Genomic DNA, 20250 nt, shown 5'->3' on the forward strand with positions numbered 1-20250 from the left:
TTGCGGCGGATTTGGTCACTGGCGCACTTGGCGCAATAATGCTGGGTGTAAACCATAAACCAATCTACAACCGCCACCCTGAATTAATCCACTACCATTTTAAAATATTAACGACTGACAACGAGCACCTGACAACTAATAAATTAATAGCCTAACTCCTGCTTATGATTCCCGCTTACCGCCAGGTTTTCAACGCTGCGTTTTCGCCGGAAAAATACCGGGAAATGATGGCCGACATCGACCACCAGCTGCCCGGCCAGCTCGATTTCCGAGTGGCCGAAACGCCGGTGTTCGTACCGGCCGGATTGCGTGAAAAACTAATCGCCGCCGGCGAAAACCTCATCGATGTCATTGCCCGGCCCGACTTCAAAGCCCTTACCGAAGCGGCCATTCCGCCGCACCAGCGGGTGCCGAATGAGGACGGGCGGCCCGAGTTTTTGACGTTCGACTTTGCCGTGTGCCGCGACGCGCAGGGCGAGCTGGAGCCGCAGCTAATTGAATTGCAAGGATTTCCATCGCTCTACGCGTTTCAGGCGTGGCTGCCGGGGGTTTTCCAGCAGCACTACCCCATTGCCGACGGTGTGTCGCCGTTCCTGGCCGTGCCCGACGCCGCGGCTTACCACGCCCAGATGCGGCAATTGATTCTGGGCAACGAAGCCGCCGAGCACGTGGTGCTGCTGGAATTATTCCCGGAGCGGCAAAAGACCCGCATCGACTTTGCGCTGTCCAAAAAAGCGTGGGGCATCGAAGTGGTCAACCTAATGGACGTCCGCAAAAAGGGGCGGCAATTATTTTACGAGAAGGACGGCCGCGAGATTCAAATTAAGCGCATTTATAACCGCATTATTTTCGATGAGTTGGCGCGTTACCCGGAGCTGAAACCCGAGTTTAATTTGACCGACGACGTGGACGTGGAATGGGTGGGCCACCCCAACTGGTTTTTCCGCGTCAGCAAGTTCACGCTGCCGTTGCTGCGGGGGCCCTTCGTGCCGCCGAGCCACTACGTGAGCGACCTGCAAACGTACCCGGCCGACCTGGAAAACTACGTGCTGAAGCCGCTGTACTCGTTTGCCGGGGCCGGCGTAAAGCTCGACTTCACGGCCGCCGACCTGGACGCGCTGCCCGACAAGGCGCATTACCTGTTGCAGCACAAGGTGGCCTACGCCCCCGTGGTGCAGGCCCCCGACGGGCTGGTGAAGTGCGAAATCCGCCTGCTCTACGTGTGGCAGCGCGGCGAAGCCCGCCCGCGCCTGCTTACCGGCCTGGCCCGCCTGAGCCGCGGGGCCATGATTGGCGTCGATTTCAACAAGGACAAAGACTGGGTGGGCGGCACCACGCCCCTGTTCGAGCGAGACGGCGCGTAGCAAGGCACGGCGGCATAACATCCGGGCACGGTTGCGCGTATCGGGTGCGCTGCCTCACCAACCGCTCATCCATGTCCAGCCTCGCCGAAAAAGGCCTTCGCATCTCCAAGAATGCCGTTTTTAACGTGTTTGTGGCCCGGGCCACCGCCCTGTTGGGCCGTCCGTTCAAGGTGGTGGCGGTGCTGAACGAGGTGGCCACCAAACTGGCCGACGAGCAGCGCAAGGACAATAAGTTTCAGCAGCTTTTCGACGTGGCCCTGGCGCTGGTGCGGCTCGTGCGCCGCTACGCCAGCGGCGACTACCGCCAGATTTCGACCACCACCATTGTTTCCGGTTTGGCGGTGCTGCTGTACGTGCTGTCGCCGATTGATTTAATTCCCGATTTCATCCCCGTCATCGGTTTCCTCGACGACCTGAGTCTGATTAGCTGGTTCGTGGGCAAGTTTCAGGGCGAGATAACCAAGTTCCGCGACTGGGAGCGGGCCCAGGCCAGTGCTGCCCCCGGCGCCCCGGACGAAGCCGCGGCCCCGGCGCGGGGCGACGCAACCCTGCCCAGCGTAGCCGAGCTGGGCCACTCGTAGGCCCGGCCGGGCCGTAACTTTACCGCAACGCTGCTTGCCCTACCCCGGGCCGCGTTTTCACCCGCCATGCCCACGTTCGTCGTTACCATTACGCTGCCCGATACTTACGAAGAAGATTTTCTAGCCCTCATCCCCCGGCACCGTTCGCACATCAACCGCCTGTTGACAGAAAAAGTCATCGAAACGTATGCCATCAGCGCCGACCGCCGCCGGGGGTGGGTCACCATCAACGGCGAAGACGCGGGGGCCGTGCGGACGGTAGTGGAGCAGTTTCCGCTGTACCGCTACTTCAGCGGCATCGAGATTGACGAGCTGTTCATCTTCGACACCGTGGCCTCCCGCTTTCCTCCCATCAGTCTGAACTAAGGTTCGTTACCCGGGCAATCGATTCGTCGGTTCCCCTTCTTTTCTGCTTTAATGCGTTTGTCGTTGGTTCGCCGCTTTGCCTTTTTGGGTATTTTTTTTGGCACAATGGGGCTGCTGCTGGCCGCCGGCCGGCCGGCCGCCGCGCCGGCCATCACCACCGAGCAGCTGGTGGCTCGCCTGAGCACGGCCATCGAAGGCCTGCGCTACCTCCGGTGCTCGGCCCGGGCGCAGGAGCGCATCGGCAACGCCGTGAAGCCTTCCAGCAGCAACATGAAACTGTCTTTCAGCCCGTTTCGGGTGTACTTGAAAGACAATAAAAACGTGGAAGTGCTGTGGGCGACGGGCCAGAACGGCGGCGATGCCTGGGTGTACCCGGCCAGCTTCCCGTACGTCACGCTCAGCCTCAACCCGCAGGGGGCCCTGATGCGCAAAGGCCAGCACCACACCGTGCTGCAAGCCGGCTTCGGCACCATTGCCGACTTGCTGCGCACCACCTCCCTGCGCCAGGACGCCACCTTTAGCCGCACGTTTCGCTACACCGGCGACACCGCCGTGCTGGCCCACCCGTGCTACGTCCTGCGCTCCGACTTCCCGCAGTTTCGCTACGTGGCCTACCGCGCCGGCAAAAACGAAACCGTGACCACCGTGGCCGAGCGGTTCGGCTGCGGCGAATACCGCATCCTGGAGCGCAACAACCTGGGCCCCGGCGACGCCCTGCCCGAGGGCAAGGTGTTGCAGGTGCCCAACGGCTACGGCCGCCGCGTCACCCTCTGCGTCGATGTTAAAACTTACCTCCCCATCGTGGTGGACGTACGCGACGACCGGGGCCTGTTCGAGAAGTTCGAGTTTTACAACATGGTCGTCAACCAACCCATCCCCCCAGAGGAGTTCACCAAAGGCTTCCCAGGGTACAAGCTATAATCGCACATTTAACGGATTTTTTGTAGTTCCGCCCCTGACGGTCCAGCGCCAATAGGCAATCGATAAATGAAAAAGGCGACCCAAGCGGACCGCCTTTTTTGCTGTTTTTCGGTTATTGACTCGTTAGGGGCGGGGCCCCAAAAATCCGTTAAATGTGCGATTCAGCGGCGCATGGTTTTTTCAATTTGGTCCCACATTTCCGGCGTGAGCATCCCGAGCTTGTTGAATTCACCGGCCCCGTTGAGCCATTCGCCGCCGTCGATGGTGACGACTTCGCCGTTGACGTAGGCCGAGAAATCCGACACCAGGTAGGCGGCCAGGTTGGCCAGTTCCTGGTACTGGCCCACGCGCTTGAGGGGCACGCTGGCGGCCGGGTCGAGCCGGCTGGCCAGCGGCTCGGGAAAAAGGCGGCTCCACGCGCCTTCCGTGGGGAAGGGCCCCGGGGCAATGGCGTTGCTGCGGATGCCGTATTTGGCCCACTCCACGGCCAGCGAGCGGGTAATGGCCAGCACGCCGGCTTTGGCAGCGGCCGAGGGCACCACGAAGGCCGAGCCCACCGAAGCATAAGTCGTGACGATGTTGAGGATGACGCCGGGCTTTTTGTCGGCAATCCAGCGCTTGCCCACGGCCAGGGTGCAGTTATAGGAGCCGCGCAGCACAATGTCCACAATCACGTCGAACGCCTTGTGGCTCAGGCGCTCGGTGGGCGAAATGAAATTGCCGGCCGCGTTGTTCAGGAGCACGTCCACGCCCCCAAACTCGGCGATGGTGGCGTCGAGCATATTCTCCACTTCGTCGTATTTGCGCACGTCGCAGGCCACGGCCAGCACCCGGCCGCCGGTTTGGGTGCGCAGCTCGGCCGCGGTGGCTTCGAGCACGTCTATTTTGCGGCTGGTGATGGTGACGTTGGCCCCCAGCTGGAGGAAATAGGTGGTCATGGCGCGGCCCAGGCCGGTGCCGCCGCCGGTCACGATGATGGTTTTGCCGGCCAGCGCGTGGTCGCGAAGCATGGGTTGCGCAAAGGGCATAGTCATAAATTCAACCGGGAATGAGTGGGGAATTGGCCGCCCGAAGGTACACCGGGCCCCGGCTTTGGCGGGGGCCTGAAAAGTTTTATTAGCGGAGTCATATATTAAGGGTGGTTTCCTTCGCAGCTTTGCTTTTTAGTGTTGAGCTTTTGCCTAATCTTTCGCATATGGAACCGGTTTCCGACGATCCGTCGTTTTCGCTGCCCACCGTGGCCATCCTGGGGTGCGGCTGGTTGGGCACGGCCCTGGCCCGGCACCTGCTGGCCGCCGGGCACCCCGTGCTGGGCACCACCACTACCCCGGCGCAGGTCGAAGCCCTTACCGAGCTGGGCGTGCGGCCCCACCTGCTCCAGCTCGGCACCGATTTCGGCCCGCCCGCCGACGGTGTGCTGCTCAACTTGCTCAAAGCCGCCAGCGTGCTGGTGCTGAACGTGCCGCCCCGGGCCACCGCCGCCGGCACCTACCCCACCCTGCTGCGCCCCGTGCACCGCGCCGTGGCGGCCGCCGGCATCGGGCACGTGCTATTCGTCAGCTCCACCAGCGTGTACCCCGACGAGCCGCGGGCCATGCGCGAGGCCGACGCCCTGAGCAACCGCGACGCGGCGTCGGACGTGCTGCGGGCCGAAGGGCATTTCGTGCCCCGCTACGGCCAGTGGCAGAGCACCGTGGTGCGCCTGGGCGGCCTCATCGGGCCGGGCCGGGCCCCCGGGCGCTTTCTGGCCGGCCGCCAGGCCCTGGCCCAGGGCAACGCGCCCGTCAACCTGCTGCACCTCACCGACGCCGTGGGCGTGCTCGGGGCCATCATCCGGCACGGGGCCTGGGGCCACACCTTCAACGTGGCCGCGGCCGAGCACCCGCTCCGGCGCGACTTTTACCCCGCGGCCGCCCGCTACCTCGGCCTGGAACCGCCCACGTTCCGCCCCGAAACCGGCCCCACCGGCAAAAGCATCGACAGCAGCCTGCTGCGCCGCACCGTGCCCTACGAGTTTCGGCACGACGATGTGCTGGCCGCCCTGCCGCACTGCTAAGCATTAGGCCACCACTAAACAGACATTTTCTATGCCATAGCTCCTTGGCAGTCAAAAAACAAGCTAATGGCTAGCAGCTAATAGCTAATGGCTGATTATGTAGCGGTGGCCCCGCGCCAGGCCGTAAATTTGCGGCGTGAACAGTTCTTCTTCCTCTGCCAATGCCCCTACCGTGGCCGTGCTGGGCGGCGGCGCGGCCGGCTTTTTTGGGGCCATTGCCTGCGCCGAGGCCAACCCCGGCCTGCGGGTGCTGCTGCTGGAAAAAACCGGCAAGCTGCTGGGCAAGGTGCGCGTGTCGGGCGGCGGCCGCTGCAACGTGACGCACGCCTGCGAGTCGGCCGCCCAGCTCGTGGCCCACTACCCGCGCGGCGGCAAGCCCCTCAAAGCGGCCTTTCAAACGTTTGGCGTGCCCGACACCGTGGCGTGGTTTGCCCGGCGCGGCGTGGCCCTCAAGACCGAGGCCGACGGCCGGATGTTCCCCGTCACCGACAGCAGCGAAACCGTGGCCCGGGCCCTGGAAGACGCGGCCCGCCGGACCGGCGTGCAGGTGTTCACCAACGCTAATGTCGAGGAAATAACGCCACAGCCCGGCGGCTTTCAGCTCCGGCTGGCCGGAACCGGGCGGCCGGCCCCCGCGCTGGCCGTGGCCCGCCTGCTGGTGGCCACCGGCGGCCAGCCCAAAAGCGCCCAGTACGACTGGCTGCGCCCCCTGGGCCACGCCCTGGCCGAGCCCGTGCCGTCGCTGTTCACCTTCAACGTGCCCGACTCGCCCCTGCGCGAGCTGCCCGGCGTGAGCGTGGCCCGCGCCCGCGTGACGCTGGCCGGCGAAAAGCTGGCCTACGAAGGGCCCCTGCTCGTCACGCACTGGGGCGTGAGCGGGCCGGCCGTGCTCAAGCTCTCGGCCTGGGGGGCCCGCCGCCTGAGCGAGCTGGCCTACACCGGCACGGCGCTCATCAGCTGGCTGCCCGACCACACCGACGACACCCTGCGGCCCTGGCTGCACCAGTTCCGGCAGGACAACGGCCGCAAGGGCGTGGCCGCCAACCCGCAGCTGGGCCTGCCCCAGCGCCTGTGGCGCACCCTGGCCGAGCAGGCCGGCATCGGCCCCGACCTGCGCTGGAGCGACGTGCCCGCCAAGGCCCAAAACCGCCTGCTGGAGCTGCTGCTGCGCACCCCGCTGGCCGTGCGGGGCAAAACCACGCACAAAGACGAGTTCGTGACCTGCGGCGGCATCGCGCTGACCGATATTGACTTAGCGACGATGGAAAGCCGCCGCGTGCCCGGCCTCTACTTTGCCGGCGAGGTGCTCGACATCGACGGCGTGACGGGCGGCTTCAACTTCCAGGCTGCCTGGACGACCGGCTTTCTGGCCGGGCAGGCCATGGCAAGTTTCGGCGAGGAATCAAATTAATTTCCGAGCCGTTCGCCGCGTTAGCGGTTGCGCGGGGAGTGCAATGGCGCAGCCGGCTGCACCAGGCCCTGAATTAATTTATGCTTCATAACCTAGAATCTGTCATCGAAGGGCGGCACTGTAACCTTCCGCTGGCGGGCCAAGTAAACAAGAGGGTTATTTTTCACCCAATCTTTGTATTAAAATGGAAGCTAAAGCCACCCAAGCCCTGCTCAACGAGTTGGTTGAGACCCTGAAAGACGGCCAGAAAGGCTACGCCGATGCCATGACCGACGTAGAGGACGCCTCGCTGAAAGATACCTTCAAGCATTTTGCCGTTCAACGCGCTGGCTACATCACCGAGATAGAGGACCAGATGTTCAAGCTGGACCTGCACCCCAAAACCAACGAAGGCTCGTCTGTGACTGGCACCGTGCACCGCGCCTGGATTGACCTGAAAGCGGCCCTGACCAGCAAAGACAACAAGGCTGTTCTCAACGAGTGCGAGCGAGGCGAAGACTACGCCAAAAAAGCCTACGACACTGCCCTTAAGGCCCAGGACCTGCCCAGCGCCCTGAAAGCGGTGCTCGAAAAGCAAGCCCAGGGCATCCACGATGCCCACGATAAAATCAAGTCGCTGCGCGATTCGGCCAAGTAGCCACTGGCCGCCCCGCCTTTGGTGGGACCAGCCAAAACCCAATAAAAAAAGCCGCTCGGTCGAGCGGCTTTTTTTATTGGGTTATAACGACTAATATGTCACGCTAATAGAACCAGCAGGCGGCCTTTCAACCAACCCGAACAACCTACGGTAGCACGGGGCCTGCCGGATTTCCTACTCGTCAAAGTTTTCCGTGCGGGGCGGGCGGGCCTCGTTGTCGCGGGTGCCCCCAAAGCCGCCTTTGTTGCCGTACGGCTTGCTGCCATAGGCGGGCCGGTCGCCGGCCGCGCCGCGGTTGCCGTAGGGTTTGGGCCGGTCGCCGTAAGCCGGCCGGTCGCCGTAGGCGGGGCGGCTGCCGTAGCCGCTGCCCCCGTCGCGGTTGCCTTTGTAGCCGCCGCCCGAGCCGCCCTCGCGGCGGTCGCCATAGCTGCTACCGCCGCCGCTGCGGTTGCCGCCGAAGCTGCCCCCGCCGCGGTTGCCGCCAAAGCCGCCTTCGCGGCGCTCGCCGCCACCGAAGCCACCGCGGCGCTCGCCACCACCGAAGCTGCCGGGGCCGCGGGTATTGCCTTCTTCCTTAGCGGCCGCGTCCTGCACGGGCGTGGCGATGCTGAAGCTCACCGGCTGGCCCTGGATGCTGCTGCGGCCGAGCTGGCCCACAATCTCATCGGCAAACTCGCTGGGCACTTCCACGAAGCTGAACTTATCATAGAGGGCGATGTCGCCCACTTTGCCGCCTTGCAGGTTGGTGCTCTCCGAAATCAGGTCCACGATGTCGCGGGGGTGAATCCGGTCTTTCTTGCCCATCGAGATGAACAGGCGGGTGAAGCCGGTGCGCACCACGCCGGCCGTGCGGCTGGCGTCGAGGCTTTGCTCGGCCCGCTTGTCTTCCTTCATGGTCATCTTCAGTAGCGCGGCGGCGATGTCGAGCGAGGTGATGTCCTCGGTCTGGTCGAGCAGGCGCTGCACGCGGCCCACGTACTTCTCCAGGTTGCCCTTCTCCACAATCTCCTTGATTTGGTTCAGGAAGAGGGTGGTTTTCACTTCCGACACGTCGGCGAACGACGGCACCTGCTCCAGCTTAATCTGGGCCTTGGTGAAGCGCATGATGTCGCGCAGCTTGTAGATGTCGCGGCCGCTCACGAAGGTGAAGGCCTTGCCCGACTTGCCGGCGCGGCCCGTGCGGCCGATGCGGTGCACGTAGTATTCTTCGTCGGCGGGCAGGTCGTAGTTGAACACGGCCTCCACGTCGTCCACGTCGATGCCGCGGGCGGCCACGTCGGTGGCCACCAGCACTTCGAGGGTGTTTTTGCGGAATTTATCGAGCGTGTTCTGGCGCTGCTGCTGGCCCATGTCGCCGTGCAGGCCCTCGGCAAAGTAGCCCTTGGCTTGCAAATCGGCCACAATCTCGTCCACCATGCGCTTCGTGTTGGCGAAAACGATGGTCGATTTTAGGTTGTACATGTCGAGGATGCGCGTGAGCACGTCCTTTTTCTGGGGGCCCCGCACCTCGAAGTAGCTCTGCTCGATGTTGGTCACCGTCATCGTTTGGTGGTTGACCTTTACTACCTGCGGGTCGCGCTGGTACTTCTTGGTCAGCTCCATGATGGGCTTGCTCATCGTGGCCGAGAAAAACACCGTCTGGCGGTCCTGGGGCATTTTGCTGAGCACGAATTCGATGTCTTCGCGGAAGCCCATGTCGAGCATCTCGTCGGCTTCGTCGAGGATGATTTTGGTGGTCTTGTCGAGCTTCAGCGTGCCGCGCTCGATGTGGTCCATCACGCGGCCGGGGGTACCAATCACGATTTGCACGCCGCGTTCCAGGGCCCGGAACTGGCGGTCGTAGCTGCTGCCGCCGTAAATCGGCACCACGGCCAGGCCGCGCTTGTACTTGCCGAGCTTCTGGATTTCGCCCGACACCTGCACCGCGAGTTCGCGGGTAGGGCAGAGCACGAGCACCTGCACGTCGCGCGAGTCGCCGTCGACGCCCTCGATGGCGGGAATCGAGAAAGCGGCGGTTTTGCCGGTGCCCGTTTGGGCCTGGCCGATTACGTCTTTGCCGGCGAGCAGCGCGGGGATGGCGGCGGCCTGAATGGCCGAGGCTTCCTCGTAGCCCATCTCGGTGATGGCACGCTGCACCTCGGCGGAGAGGTTCAGCTCATCAAATCGCACCACGTTTTTCTCCGCGGCGGCTTCTTGGGTTTTTTCGGGTTCCATAAGTTGGAAATAGAATGGGGAAAAGAGACTACGCTCTGAAAACAGCCGATACAGCGACGTTTCCCCTCCTTCTACCTTCAACAAACAGGCGGGAAAAAACTACCGGAAAAACTACGCGGCCAACGCGTTAACGCCAACTCCTGGCGGGTGCGAACATGAGGCCATTCTCAAATGCGGGTGCAAAGATACGGAAAATTTGCGGTAAAAGCTACGGCAAGCAGAATAGTTGCGCCGCGGACCCTTGGGCTGCGGGCCTCCGCCCGGCGGCGCGGGCCCGCAGCCCAAGGGTCCGGGCACAAAAAAAAGCCCACCAAAGGCGGGCTTTCTTGTCGCAAAGCAGGAGCTGGTACTAAACCAGCGAAACTTTCACAGCGTTCGGGCCTTTTTTGCCTTGGGCTACTTCGTATTGTACTTTGTCGTTTTCGCGGATCGAGCTAACTTGGAGGTCGCTGATGTGAACGAAGATGTCTTCGCCAGTTTCGTCGTTTTTGATGAAACCAAAGCCTTTGGTGTCATTAAAGAATTTTACCGTTCCGGTGGGCATGGTGGTGGGTTGTGGAGTTTCGCTAAGCGTTTGGGCCACCGTGGCTTGATGTCTTAGGTTGCGTCAAAGATAAGCATACTTTTCAATTGCGCAAGGCCGCCGGATTTTTCCGTCGCTGCCGACCTTTGCCCCGTCCCTCCCCCTAGCCCCATGAGTATTCCGCTTGCTTCCGAAACGCCCGCGTTCCGGTTCACCCACGATTTCACGGTACCCGCCGCCGCTATCGACGCCCTGGGCCACGCCAACAACGTGGAGTACGTGCGCTGGGTGCAGGACGTGGCCGGAGCCCACTGGCTGGCCATCTGCCCGCCCGCGCAGCAGGGCCAGTACGTGTGGGTGGTGCGCGAGCACCGCATCCGCTACCACCGCCCGGCCTTCGCCGGCGATGCCCTGCGGGCCACCACCTGGGTGGGCGAAACCAGCGGGGCCACCTCGGTGCGCCACACCCGCCTCAGCCGCGCCGCCGATGCCGTGCTGCTGTGCGAGGCCGAAACCACCTGGGTGCTGCTCGACCCCCAGAGCGGCCGGCCCGTGCGGGTAACGGAGGAAATGGTGGGGTGGCTACAGAATCCTATCAATTAGGGCCGTTGGCATGAAGCATTTACTATTATTATTTTCCGCGCTGTATTTAACTGTTGAAGCACGTGCACAAAACCCGGCGGTTCATGCACCAACTCATAAAATCAGCTTCGGCATTAAAGCTGGTTTTAATTCCTCAAATACTGATTTCAACCGCGGCATTCCCGCACCGGCGGCACCGGTAGAAACCGCCTGGAAGCCGGGATTCGTAACCGGCTTCTTGTTGCAAGTCCCGATTGGCAAAAGGCTCTTCCTGCAACCCGAATACTTGTACTCGCTGATGGGTGGAAAAAACAACACTTCCGGGACGGAATACTCGTTCGGTTACCTGTCGTTGCCGGTGCTGTTGAAATACAGCCTGACGCCGCGCCTTGAAATTATGGCGGGGCCTCAGTTTGATTTGTTGATTCGCGCCACTCAACGGGTTAACGGCAGTTCCGAGGACATAACACACGATACGGAGGAACGCAGTGTTGGCGCAACGGCGGGACTGGAATTTTACGTGATGAGAAATTTGAGTCTGGCGGGCCGCTACCTGTTCGGCTTGAACCACATCGGCATCGGGCAACGGTCGGCTGTGACAGAGTTTGAATTTGAGTCGGTGCAGCTTACTACCAACTTCCGGTTTTAAATAATTAGTTTTCCGGCGCTCATGGCACCTTCTTTCCGCATTTACTCTTCTTCGGCCGGCTCGGGGAAAACGTACCAATTAACGAAGGAATACCTGACCCTTGCGCTGGGTACCGATGACCCGGCGTATTTCAAGCGCATCCTCGCCATTACGTTCACCAACGACGCGGCGGGCGAGATGAAAACGCGCATCGTGGGGGCGCTGCGGCGCTTCGCCTACCCCGAGGCCGGGGGCCCGCCCGACGCGCTGCTGGCCGACGTGGCCGCCGCGCTGGGCGTGGGCCCCGACGCGGTGCGGCGGCGGGCCACGGCCACGTTTCGGCTGGTGCTCTACCACTACGCCGATTTTGCCGTGAGCACCATCGATGCGTTTGTGCAGCGCATCGTGACGGCTTTCACGCGGGAATTGGAGCTGCCGGCCAGCTTCGAAGTGGAGCTGGACACGGACAGCGTGCTGCAAAGCGCCGTGGCCGCGCTGCTCGACAAGGTGAACCGCGACACCGACACCCGGCTGCTCTCGGCCACGCTGGCCGACTACGCCCTGGGCCGCGCCGACGAGGGCAAGAGCTGGAGCCGCCTGCCCGAGGAGCTGGCCACCTTCGGCCGGGCGCTGTTCAACGAGACGGTACAGGAGGCGGTGGCGGAGCTGGGCAAGCTCGATTTGGCCGATTTCCGGCGGCTGGACCGGGACATCCGGGCGCAGCGGGCAGCCATTGAGGCGGCTTTCACGCAGGCCCAGGAAGCCGCCGGAGCCGTGCTGGACGCGGCCGGGGCCCAGGAAGCCGACTTCTTCCAGGGCAAGCGCGGCATTTTTGGCTACGTGCAAAAAGGGACCGAGCTGCTGGCGGCCGGCGCGGGGCCCAACAGCTACGTACAGGCCACGCTGGCCGACGACAAGTGGTACAGCGGCAAAATAAAAACCGCCGCCGACCGCGCCCGCGTCGATGCCGTGAAGGAGCCGCTGCGGCAGCTGGTGGCCACGCTGGATACGCTGCGCGAGAAGTTTTTGCCAAATTATATCTTACTCACGGCCATGCAGCCGTATTTATTTCACGCCTCGCTGCTGAGCGAATTAAATAAATTGGTAGAGCAGATTAGCCGCGAGCGGAACGTGGTGCTGATTTCGGAATTCAACCGCCGTATTGCCAGCATCGTGCTCACCGAGCCGGTGCCGTTTCTGTACGAGCGGCTGGGTGAGAAATACGAGCATTTATTAATCGACGAGTTCCAGGACACGTCGGTTTTGCAGTGGAATAATTTGCTGCCGCTGGTGGAAAACACGCTGGCCAACGGCTTCGACAGCCTAGCGGTGGGCGATGCCAAACAGGCCATCTACCGCTGGCGCGGCGGCGAGATGGAGCAGATTTTGCGCCTGCACCAAGGCAATACCGAGGCCCTGGCGGCGCGGGCCCGCGAGCCGGAAATGCGCGAATTGCTGCGCCTGCGCTACGAAACCGTGGGGCCGGCGCTGAAGGCCGAAGCGCTGCAAACCAACTACCGCTCGGCGCGGGAAATCATTGAATTTAATAATTCGTTTTTCGCGGCGGCCAGCGGGCGGCACGCCGATTTGCCGCTGGTGCAGGGCATCTACGACGCGCACTTTGGGCAGGATGTGCCGGCCGGGGCCGCCGCGGGTCCGGCCGGGCACGTGGAATTATTATTTACCCAGAAGGACGCGCCGGCCCAGGCCTACGACGCGCCGGCCGGCCGGTACACCGGCGCGGCGCTGGCCGGCTACGCGCCCGGGGCCGCGCTCACCTACGAAGAAAGCACCTGCTACCTGGCCCTGGCCCTGGTGGAGCAGGCCCTGGCCGACGGCTACGCCCTGGCCGACGTGGCGGTGCTGTGCCGCACGCGCCAGGCCAGCAAAATCATGGCCAAGTTCCTGAAAGAGCGGGGCTACGCCATTATTTCGGCCGACTCGCTGGCGCTGGAGTTTGCGGAGGTGGTGAACCTGCTCATCAGCATCTTCCGGGTGCTGCACCAGCCGGCCGACACGCTGGCGCGGGCCGAGGCGCTGCTGCTCGTGGACAAGGTGGTGCGGCACGAGGCCCCCACGCCGGCCCGCGTGCGCCACCTGGCCGACGTTGCCAACGAGAAACACGCCAAGCCGTTTTTTGACGAGCTGCGGGCCCTGGGCTACGACGTGCGGGAAGACGAAACCGGCAACCTGGGCCTGTACGAGCTGTCGGAGCGGCTCATTGATTTGTTTGGGCTGCTGGGGCGCAACGGCGAGAGCGACTACCTGTTCCGGTTCCTGGACCTGACGCTGGATTTTAGCCTGCGGCACGGCAATAACCTGGGCAACTTCCTGGCCGACTGGGAGGCCCGCAAGGGCCGCGTGAGCATCAACGCGCCGGGTGGGCGGGCGGCCATCACCATCACCACCGTGCACAAGGCCAAGGGCCTGGCCTACGGCGTGGTCATCGTGCCATTTGCCGATTGGAGCCTGGAGCCGCACCGCAACACCCTGCTCTGGGGCCACCTGGCCGCCGATGAGAAGCCCCTGCCCTCGCTGCCCGACGTGGCAGTGGTGGGCCTGAATGCCACCTTGCAGCAAACGGCGCTGGCCGGGCAGTACACCGACGAGCGCGAAAAGACCTTTTTGGAAGGGCTGAATACGCTGTATGTGGCCTTCACCCGGCCCCGGCACCGGCTGTACGTGCTCAGCAAACGGCCCGAGGCCAGGAAAGCAGCCAAGGCCGACGATGAGCCGGGGGCCCCGGCGGCCGCTGCCCGTACCGTGGCCGACTTGCTGCACGGCTACTTGCAGGGCCGGGGCGAGTGGCAGGACGAGCAGGTGGCGTTCGTGCTGTCGCGGGGCGCGTTGGCCGCCCCAAAGCCTGCTAACCAGTCCGCAGCGGCCGGCACTTACGCCCTGACCAACCTCACCGCCGCGCCCTGGGAAGAGCGCCTGCGGCTGCGCCGCCACGCCGCCACGGTGTTCGACTTTGATGAGCAGCAGCGCCTGGGCGAGTGGAACCGCAAGCTGCACTACGGCCTGCGCCGCCTGCTGACGGCCACCGACGTGCCCCGGGTGGCGGGGCAGCTCGTGGCCGAGGGCATCATCAGCGCCAAGGAGCGCGAGGAGATGACCGGCAGCCTGACGCGCATCGTGGCGGACCCGCGCCTGGCCCCTTACTTCGCCCCGCACCTGAGCGTGGAAACGGAGCGCGAAATATTGATTGGCGGCGTGCACCTGCGGCCCTACAAGCCCGACCGGGTGGTGCTGGACCGCACGGGCCGCCGCGTAACGCTGCTCGACTTCCGGCTGCCGCCGCCCCAGGAGGCCCACCGCAAGCCCATGCGCCACTACGCCGCACTGTTCGAGCAGCTGGGCTACGAAGAGGTGCAGGGCATCATCTATTATTTCCAGACCGGCGAAGTGGTGACGGTTTAGGCAGCGATCCGCGGGCAATTTGGGGCCCTGGGCCGTCGTGCTGAGCTTGTCGAAGCATCTCTACTGCGTCGTTAAACGATTGATTTGCTCAGCGGGGAGATGCTTCACTGCGTTCAGCACGACGGCCCGGGGCCTCAAGTTGCTCGCTGCTCAGTCCTGCAGGCGCTGGTAGCGGATGCGGCGCGGGTGGAGGGTGTCGGCGTAGAAGGCGAACTGGGCGTCTTCGCCCTGCATTTCGAACCGCACTTCCTGGGCCCACTGGGGGGCCACGAACCGGGGCATCTCGGCGAATCTCATGACGGCCGGGGGGCCCGGCGCGGCCGCGGGCAGCAGGTAGAGGCCCCGCTTTTCGTCGAGCAAGTAGCAGGTGCGGGTGGCGGGCAGGCAGTGGTGGGGCACGCTGTAGCCCATGCCTTCGTAGTAGCCGTGGTAGTGGAACTTGCTGAGGACCTGGCCGTTGGCCACGCTTACCACGAAGGCGTTGGGGGCCTGGAGCTGCTGGGGCGTGGCGCGACGCTCGTAGCTGAGCAGGCCGTCGGGCAGGCGCACGGGGCGGTTTTTGCCGGGGTCGTACACGGCCAGCACCGTGGTGTCGGTCAGAAAAAACGCGCCGGCCAGGTCGGCCCCGGGGCGGGCCAGGCGCAGGGGCGGCAGGCCGGGGCGGATGATTTCGGCGTTGGTGAGCATGGCGCGGCCGTCGTGGGCCAGGGCGGGGTCGCAGTCGGGCCCGCCGCTCAGGCCGCGGCCCGGGCTCAGGCGCACCACCTGGCCCTTCAGGTTCAGCAGCAGCACGGCCTGGAAGCCGTCGTCGCTGTCGGGCACCGCGAAATCGACGGTGAACACCAGGGCCCCCAGCGCGGCCGAGTAGCCGAGGAAGGCGGGCGGGGCCACGGCGCTTTCCACCACGATGTCGGCCGTGCCCACCTTGGCAAAGTCGGCCTTGCGCAGCTGGCGCTGGAACACCTGCTGGCCGGCCGCGTCGCGCAGCGTAAACGTGAAGCGGCCGTCGAAGCCCCGCACCAGCGTAGGGTGCTGCCGGGCCCGGTCGTCATCGGCAAAGTACGCCACCGTGCTCAGCGGCCGCGCCGAGTCGTTGCGGGCCTGCACCAGCAGGCGGTGGGGCTGGCCGTTGATGACCAGGGCAATGCCCGGCACCGCGAGGGCCGGCCGCGGCGGAACCGGGGCGGCGAGCGGCGGCCCGGGCAGGGGGCCGGCCGGGGCTACCCGCGCGGGGCGGCCTTCGTCGCGGCGGTACAGGTGCTGCTCGCAGCCAGCAAAGCCCAGGCAGCTAAAAAGCGCGTAAAAATAAAGACGCATAGGCAGGGCCCGGAGCAGCAGAAAAAACTTCCGCAAAGGAAACAGCTAACCGGCCGTTTCCGCACGAAAACGGCCGGCGGCGGCCGTTAGCGGGTCAGCCAGCCGTTGGCCGCCAGCCACTCGCGCAGGCGTTCCGACCAGTCGTCGGTGGTGCTGGCGTTGTGCAGGCCGAAGCCGTGGCCGCCCTTGGCAAACAGGTGCACTTCGGCGGGCACGCCGTGGTGCAGGCAGGCCTCGTAAAAAGCCAGGCTGTTTTGCACCTTCACCAGGGGGTCGTCCTGGGCGTGCACCAGGAACGTGGGCGGCGTTTGGGCCGTCACCTGGCGGTCGGCCGAATACTGCACCCGCTGGGCCGCCGGGGGGTTGTTGCCCAGCAGGTTCACGCGCGAGTTGGCGTGGCCGATGCTGTCGGCAAAGCTGATGACCGGGTAAATCAGCATCAGGAAGGCCGGGCGCACCGAGGCCGGGCCGGGGTTGGGGCCCACGGGGTGGGCAAACTGGGTGCCGGCCGTGGCCGCCAGGTGGCCGCCGGCCGAAAAGCCCATCAGGCCGATGCGCTCGGGGTTGAGGTTGTACTTGGGGGCCTGCTGGCGCACGAGGCGCAGGGCCTGCTGGGCGTCGAGCAGCGGGGCAATGCTTTTGTCGGGTTGCAGGGCGTCGTTGGGCAGGCGGTACTTCAAAATGAACACCGTGATGCCCATGCCGGTGAGGCGCTGGGCGACTTCCGTGCCCTCGTTGGTCATCGACAGGAAGGCGTAACTGCCGCCGGGGCACACGATGATGGACGTGCCGTTGGCGGTGCCAATGGGCGGCACGTACACCGTGAGCGACGGCTGCACCACGTTGGTGACGTGAACGTTGCCGTTTTCGGGCGTTGACTTTTCCTGCGTGGCGGTGGGAATGGAGTTGGGGATGGAGCCGGTGTAGAGCGGCAGCACCGGCTGGGCCAGCAGCGGGGCCAGGGGTAAGCTCATGAGGACGGAAGCGAGGAGCCAGAAGGGAGGTTTCATGCCGAAAGGTAGCCAATGGATTGGGCCGGCTACGCAAGCCGAACCGGCCGGGTTGCCGGGCCCCCGGAACCATTCGGGGCAGCGCCGGGTCTCAGGGGCCATGCGCAAGACCACTCTGTGGGCCCTCGCCGCCCTGCTGGGCAGCGCCGGCCGCACCCTGGCCCAAAACACGCCGGCAGAAAACAACCCCAACCTGGACGCGCCCTTCGTGCGCAACCTGCGCGCCGACCGGCCGGGCCAGACGGTCACCGCCCAGGTGCTGCAACCCGGCCAGCTCCAGTTCGAAGCCGGGGCCCTGCGCCTGGCCCCGCGCCCCGCCGGGGCCGCCGGCTGGCTGAGCACGCCCACGCTGCGCATCGGCTTTTTCAACGGCATGGAGCTGCGCGTGAGCCAGCCGTACCAGGGGGCCGGCGCACGCGCGTTGCCCGCCGGCCCCGAGGGGGCCCCGGCCGCTGCGCCGGGCGGCTGGGCCCCGCTGGTGGTGGGCACCAAGCTCATGCTCTCGCCCAACTACGACACCCGCACCCAGGTGGCCCTGCTGGCCGAAACCGCCGTGCCCGGCACCGGGGCGCAACCGCAGCAGCAGGCCCACTGGGCCCCGGCGGCCCGCCTGCTCGTGAGCGAGCAGCTGGGCCAGCGCTTCGGCCTGGAAGCCAACCTGGGCTTCGGCCAGCCGGGCCTCACGCTGGCCGACACCGAGCGCGGCCAGTTCCTGGGCACCCTGGCCCTGAACGGCCCGCTGGGCCCCCGCGCCGGCTTTTTCGCGGAGGCCTACACCGCCGGCCGCACCGACTGGAACACCGGCGCCACGGCCGGCCTCTACTGGCGGCCCCAGCCCCGGCTGCGCCTCGACGTGAACACCGGGCGCGTGCTGGGGGGCCCCGCCGCGGGCAGCACCACGGTGGGGGCCGGCGTGGCCGCGCGGCTGGGGCGGTGAGGGCCGGCTTTTCGGTTACTTAGAAGCTGTTTGAACTAACCTTAGCGCTCTTTCGGCGGTCATGCTGAGCTTGTCGAAGCCTGCCTCCCACTCACTAATGCCTGATTGCTGCTGCGGCAGGGATGCTTCGGCAAGCTCAGCACGACCGTTTTTATTCACTCAACAGCTTCTCAGACTTGCTCCTGAATTAAGCGAAAGAGCGTCATGCTTCGCTGCGCTCTGCATGACACTTTTTATTTTGTGCGATTTTTATTTGGGAACAATCCTACCGGCTAACCGCCTACTAGAAAAACCCCTATTTCTTGGTGGCCAGCCGGCTAGTGGGCTGGGGTTGCCAGCCACGCCATCACGTCTTTAAAAACCTCGTCGCCGTGCCACTCGGGCGCCTGCGGGTGGCCGTCTTTGGCGGGGAGCGGTAGGGTGAAGTGGTGGTCGAGGCCGGGGTAGGCGTGCAGCGTGAGGTTGGTTTTGCCGCGCCGGTCAAACTCAAAGGGCAGGATGTCGTTCAGGGCCGAGCCAATGTCGGCCGTGCCGTAGCCCACGAACAGGGGGATGCGCAGCCGCAGCATGGCGTCGATGGCGGCGTACTTGGTTACCGACACCCAGTTGCGCCAGAAGTCGCCGTTCCACGGCCGGGCGGCGGCTTCGGTGCCCGCCACCAGGGCGCGGTATTGCAGGTAAAGCGAATCGACCTGGCTTTGGGCCCGGGCCGGGGCAAGGGTGCCGCGGTACTGCTCGGCCCGGACTTCGGCTACGTACTGGTGCAGGCGGCTGTAGGGATTGGAGGCGAGCAGGGCCGCGTGCGTCACGTGGCAGTCCCGCTTCGCCAGCCACACCGCCGTGTGGTAGCCCTGCGACACGCCCACCACGGCCGTGTTGTGGGGGTCCACCCACGGCTGCCGGCGCAGGTAGCGCAGCACGGCTTCGGCCGTGGCGGCGTACTGCTGGGGGGTGTCGTGCGCCAGCCAGGCCAGCGGCGCCCGGCCAGTCGCGGGGTCCGCGTAATCCATTGCCGGCGTGAGGGCGGCCACGGGGGCCACCAGGGGCAGGCCCGGCTTGCCGACGATGACGAAGTGGTAGCGGTCCTGGTAGGATTTTAAATCGCCCGGCCAGCCAATAAAAAACGGCCCTTTGTCGTCCACGGCAATCAACGGCCGCACTTCCGAGCCCTGGCACAGCACCACCACGGGCTTGCGCTGGCGCAGCTGCGCGGGCGTGCCGGCCACCAGAAACGACGTGGTTTCGCCCCGCTGGGCGAGGCGAATCAATTTGAAGCCCAGCTTGGCCGCAAGGTCGGCATCGGCGTCGGCTCGCACGGCGTGAGCCGAAAAAAACAGCAGGAGCAGCACCAACAAGCGCGGCGGACCAGAAATTAATCGGAGGAACATGGGCAGGCAAAGCTGATCGTCTGCTACCAGCAGCGTGCCCTAAAAACGCGGAGCCAACGCAAAGGCTGCCTTGCGGCCGTTGTGCCTTGAGCGGCCAGGCCATTCCCCGGTTGGTGCGCAGCGCCGTGCCAGCGCCCCGGGGCCCTACTTTGCCACCAGGGGGTCCAGGGCCGCCACGGCGTCGCGCAGCTCGGCTTCGTTGCCGAGGCTGCCTTTGCGGGCTTTGAGGGCGGCGAGGGCGGCGGGGTAGGCGGCCAGGGCTTCTTGCAGGCTGGCACGCTTGGGGCGCACTTCGGCGAGCTTCCCGTCGGGGCCTTTTAGGTAGTACTTGGTGTGGTCGGCGTAGGCACTCGTGGTGGCGGTGCTGGCGTAGCCCGAGCCACTGGCCGCCGCTGTCTCCACTACTTTCTCGTAGTATTTGAGCAGTTGTAAGTGGGGGCCGGGCGTGAGGGCTTCGGCAAAGCCGGCGGGGGCCCCGGGCCCGGCCAGGCGCACGAAGCGCCGCGCCGGGCTGCCGGCTGCCAGCGTGAATTCCTGCACTTGCGCGGCCGTCACGGCCACCGAGTCGCCGGTGGGGCGGCGCACCCGCAGCTCCTGGCGCACCAGGTCGTACTTCACGGGGGCCGCTACCGGCTTGGTGCTGCCCGTTAGCAGCAGCGCGGCGGGCGTCCAGGCGGCCAGCAGCAAGGGGCTGCCCTGTACTTCAAAGCCGCTGCGGACCACGGGGCTGAAGCCGCTGTTGAATATGTTCGTCATCTGGCGGGTCTGGTCGTCGGTTTGGGCGGTGGCCAGCAGCGGCAGGCCCAGCAGCGGCAGCAGCAACGTCAACTGTTTCATTACGCAGAATAAATAGTGAGGAAAGTGCCTAAAGTTACTACCACGGCACGGCGCACCG

General features: G+C 64.9%; 17 protein-coding genes and 1 pseudogene. 11 read left to right on the forward strand and 7 right to left on the reverse strand.

The window, feature by feature from the left end; all coding sequences use genetic code 11:
• Window positions 1–164 precede the first annotated feature (164 nt).
• The 4 genes and pseudogenes from HNP98_RS15030 to HNP98_RS15045 all read left to right on the forward strand — a co-directional run bounded on the left by HNP98_RS15030 (window position 165) and on the right by HNP98_RS15045 (window position 3232).
• Complete coding sequence (locus HNP98_RS15030; RefSeq protein ID WP_173810989.1) at window positions 165–1364, forward strand: hypothetical protein; 1200 nt, start codon at window positions 165–167, stop codon at window positions 1362–1364.
• 71 nt (window positions 1365–1435) lie between these two features.
• Window positions 1436–1789, forward strand: a pseudogene (locus HNP98_RS22265) (YkvA family protein); the annotation flags it as partial.
• A gap of 222 nt (window positions 1790–2011) precedes the next feature.
• Complete coding sequence (locus HNP98_RS15040; RefSeq protein WP_173810990.1) at window positions 2012–2311, forward strand: hypothetical protein; 300 nt, start codon at window positions 2012–2014, stop codon at window positions 2309–2311.
• Window positions 2312–2416: 105 nt separating this feature from the next.
• Window positions 2417–3232, forward strand: a complete 816-nt coding sequence (locus HNP98_RS15045; protein WP_173810991.1) for a LysM peptidoglycan-binding domain-containing protein — start codon at window positions 2417–2419, stop codon at window positions 3230–3232.
• 161 nt (window positions 3233–3393) lie between these two features.
• On the opposite strand, the gene HNP98_RS15050 is transcribed toward HNP98_RS15045, so the two are convergent.
• Window positions 3394–4260, reverse strand: coding sequence for an SDR family oxidoreductase (locus HNP98_RS15050; protein WP_173810992.1), 867 nt, complete (start codon window positions 4258–4260; stop codon window positions 3394–3396).
• A 167-nt stretch (window positions 4261–4427) separates the two neighbouring features.
• On the opposite strand from HNP98_RS15050, the gene HNP98_RS15055 reads away from it, so the two are divergent.
• The 3 genes from HNP98_RS15055 (at window position 4428) to HNP98_RS15065 (ending at window position 7336) form a co-directional block, all read left to right on the forward strand.
• Window positions 4428–5288 carry an NAD(P)-binding domain-containing protein gene (locus tag HNP98_RS15055; protein WP_173810993.1) on the forward strand — a complete coding sequence of 287 codons (861 nt, stop codon included), beginning with the start codon at window positions 4428–4430 and terminating at the stop codon, window positions 5286–5288.
• Window positions 5289–5424: 136 nt separating this feature from the next.
• Window positions 5425–6699 carry a BaiN/RdsA family NAD(P)/FAD-dependent oxidoreductase gene (locus HNP98_RS15060; RefSeq protein ID WP_317171119.1) on the forward strand — a complete coding sequence of 425 codons (1275 nt, stop codon included), beginning with the start codon at window positions 5425–5427 and terminating at the stop codon, window positions 6697–6699.
• A gap of 184 nt (window positions 6700–6883) precedes the next feature.
• Window positions 6884–7336: a PA2169 family four-helix-bundle protein gene (locus tag HNP98_RS15065; protein ID WP_173810994.1), complete on the forward strand. Its 453-nt coding sequence runs from the start codon at window positions 6884–6886 to the stop codon at window positions 7334–7336.
• Between the two features lie 174 nt (window positions 7337–7510).
• Here HNP98_RS15065 and HNP98_RS15070 read toward each other — a convergent pair whose 3' ends face one another.
• Window positions 7511–9550: a DEAD/DEAH box helicase gene (locus tag HNP98_RS15070; RefSeq protein ID WP_217425793.1), complete on the reverse strand. Its 2040-nt coding sequence runs from the start codon at window positions 9548–9550 to the stop codon at window positions 7511–7513.
• A gap of 349 nt (window positions 9551–9899) precedes the next feature.
• Window positions 9900–10094 carry a cold-shock protein gene (locus HNP98_RS15075; protein WP_068239330.1) on the reverse strand — a complete coding sequence of 65 codons (195 nt, stop codon included), beginning with the start codon at window positions 10092–10094 and terminating at the stop codon, window positions 9900–9902.
• A gap of 150 nt (window positions 10095–10244) precedes the next feature.
• Here HNP98_RS15075 and HNP98_RS15080 point away from each other — a divergent pair, with 150 nt between their 5' ends.
• Genes HNP98_RS15080 through HNP98_RS15090 form a run of 3 tightly spaced genes read left to right on the forward strand, consistent with a single transcriptional unit; the run spans window position 10245 to window position 14703 of the window.
• A complete protein-coding gene (locus HNP98_RS15080; RefSeq protein WP_173810995.1) occupies window positions 10245–10676 on the forward strand; it encodes an acyl-CoA thioesterase in 432 nt (143 codons plus the stop codon).
• A gap of 10 nt (window positions 10677–10686) precedes the next feature.
• Window positions 10687–11304, forward strand: coding sequence for a porin family protein (locus tag HNP98_RS15085; protein WP_173810996.1), 618 nt, complete (start codon window positions 10687–10689; stop codon window positions 11302–11304).
• 21 nt (window positions 11305–11325) lie between these two features.
• Complete coding sequence (locus tag HNP98_RS15090) at window positions 11326–14703, forward strand: UvrD-helicase domain-containing protein (protein ID WP_173810997.1); 3378 nt, start codon at window positions 11326–11328, stop codon at window positions 14701–14703.
• 150 nt (window positions 14704–14853) lie between these two features.
• Here the strand turns inward: HNP98_RS15090 and HNP98_RS15095 are convergent, their stop codons facing one another.
• Both HNP98_RS15095 and HNP98_RS15100 read right to left on the reverse strand, forming a co-directional pair.
• On the reverse strand, window positions 14854–16056 hold the full coding sequence (locus tag HNP98_RS15095) for a hypothetical protein (protein ID WP_173810998.1): 1203 nt from the start codon (window positions 16054–16056) through the stop codon (window positions 14854–14856).
• 50 nt (window positions 16057–16106) lie between these two features.
• On the reverse strand, window positions 16107–17030 hold the full coding sequence (locus HNP98_RS15100; protein ID WP_246275154.1) for an alpha/beta hydrolase: 924 nt from the start codon (window positions 17028–17030) through the stop codon (window positions 16107–16109).
• A 100-nt stretch (window positions 17031–17130) separates the two neighbouring features.
• Between HNP98_RS15100 and HNP98_RS15105 the strand changes: the two genes are divergently transcribed.
• Window positions 17131–17967, forward strand: a complete 837-nt coding sequence (locus tag HNP98_RS15105) for a transporter (RefSeq protein ID WP_173810999.1) — start codon at window positions 17131–17133, stop codon at window positions 17965–17967.
• 317 nt (window positions 17968–18284) lie between these two features.
• Here HNP98_RS15105 and HNP98_RS15110 read toward each other — a convergent pair whose 3' ends face one another.
• Together HNP98_RS15110 and HNP98_RS15115 are read right to left on the reverse strand one after the other, a co-directional pair.
• Window positions 18285–19355, reverse strand: a complete 1071-nt coding sequence (locus tag HNP98_RS15110; RefSeq protein WP_173811000.1) for an alpha/beta hydrolase family protein — start codon at window positions 19353–19355, stop codon at window positions 18285–18287.
• A gap of 144 nt (window positions 19356–19499) precedes the next feature.
• Window positions 19500–20192, reverse strand: a complete 693-nt coding sequence (locus HNP98_RS15115; protein ID WP_173811001.1) for a hypothetical protein — start codon at window positions 20190–20192, stop codon at window positions 19500–19502.
• Window positions 20193–20250: the final 58 nt, after the last annotated feature.

The sequence above is a fragment of the Hymenobacter caeli genome (assembly GCF_013294115.1).
Taxonomy (GTDB): Bacteria; Bacteroidota; Bacteroidia; order Cytophagales; family Hymenobacteraceae; genus Hymenobacter; species Hymenobacter caeli.